Source organism: Streptomyces phaeochromogenes (assembly GCF_001418655.1).
GTDB lineage: Bacteria > Actinomycetota > Actinomycetes > Streptomycetales > Streptomycetaceae > Streptomyces > Streptomyces phaeochromogenes.
Map to the genome: position 1 here is coordinate 1 of NZ_LIQZ01000546.1, position 1,677 is coordinate 1,677.

At 69.6% G+C, this 1,677-nt stretch carries 1 protein-coding gene; it reads right to left on the reverse strand.

Annotated elements, in window-relative coordinates; all coding sequences use genetic code 11:
- Positions 1 to 291 precede the first annotated feature (291 nt).
- A partial coding sequence (locus AOK17_RS45335) for a catalase (RefSeq protein WP_055618496.1) occupies positions 292 to 1,677 on the reverse strand: 1,386 nt, incomplete at its 5' end.

Consider the following 1,677-nt stretch of genomic DNA (forward strand, 5'->3'; position numbering starts at 1 on the left):
GACGGCGAAGAGCGCCGGGTACGGACAGTCCGTACCCGGCGCTCTTCGCCGTCTCGATCAAGGTGTCGTCCGGGACCGCGGCGGTCGTGACGGGCCGGGGCCTTCCTTCCCTCACGTCGAGAAGGGGGCTCCGGGACCTTCACCACCGCACTGGCTCACGTACCGCCGCGGTCCTCGGCCGGCCCGCTCCGCCCGTCGACAACCCCTCATCCGGGTCCACGGGCTTCACGGGCGACGCGCCTGGGGTCCGACCTCCCGTCAGACCCGGGGCGCAGCTTGGGAGTTGGGAGGTCAGTCCTCGCGCAGGGCGAGCACCGCCTCCTCCACGCGCCTGCCGTACTCGGGGTCGGCGGCGTGGAAATGGGCGAGGTTCTTCTCGACCACGTCGTCGCGGGAGACCTGGGAGAGCCCGCCGGCGATGTTGGCGACCAGCCGGGACCTCTCCTCCTCCGACATCAGGCGGTACAGCTCGCCCGCCTGGAAGAAGTGGTCGTCCTTGGTGTGGAGCGGGGTCTCGTACGTGCCGGTGTGGCCGTTCACCGCGAGCGGCGCCGACAGGGGGCGGCCGGTCTCCGTCGGGCCGCCGTACGAGTTCGGCTCGTAGTTCCTCGCCGCGCGGCCCTGGGAGTTGGCGGCCATCAGGCCGTCCCGGCCGTAGTTGCTCGCCACCGTCGCCCTGGGGGCGTTGACCGCCAGCAGGGTGTGGTTGACGCCCAGCCGGTAGCGGTGCGCGTCCGCGTACGCGAACAGGCGGCCCTGGAGCATCTTGTCCGGCGAAGGGCCGATGCCGGGAACGAAGTTGTTCGGGGAGAACGCGGCCTGCTCGACCTCCGCGAACACGTTGTCCGGGTTGCGGTCCAGGACCAGCCGGCCCACCCGCTGGAGGGGGTAGTCGTCGTGCGGCCAGACCTTCGTCAGGTCGAACGGGTTGAAGCGGTAACCGTCCGCCTCGGCCGCAGGCATGACCTGGACGTACAAAGTCCACGACGGGCGCACTCCGCGCTCGATGGCCTGAAGCAGGTCAGTCTGGTGCGAGTTGGGGTCCTTGCCCGCGGTCTCGGCGGCCTGCTCGGAGGACAGGGAGCGGATGCCCTGGTTCGTCTTGAAGTGGTACTTGACGAAGAAGGCCTCGCCCTCGGCGTTCGTCCACTGGTAGGTGTGCGAGCCGTAGCCGTTCATGTGGCGGTACGAGGCCGGGATGCCGCGGTCGCCCATCAGCCAGGTGATCTGGTGCGTGGCCTCGGGGGCGTGTGCCCAGAAGTCCCAGACGTTGTCCGGCTCCTGACGGCCCGTGAAGGGATCCCGCTTCTGCGAGTGGATGAAGTCGGGGAACTTGATCGGGTCCTTGATGAAGAACACCGGGGTGTTGTTCCCGACGAGGTCGTAATTCCCCTGCTCCGTATAGAACTTGACCGCGAAGCCGCGCGGGTCGCGCACCGCGTCCGCGCCGCCCAGGTTGTCCGCGACCGTCGAGAAGCGCAGGAAGACCTCGGTGCGCCTGCCGACCGTGCTCAGGAAGTCCGCGTGGGTGAAGCCGGTGACGTCGTCGGTCACCTCGAAGTGGCCGTACGCGCCGGAGCCGCGGGCGTGCACCACGCGCTCCGGGATGCGCTCGCGGTTGAACCGGGCGAGCTTCTCGAGGAGGTGCTGGTCCTGGAGGAGGAGCGGGCCGCCGAC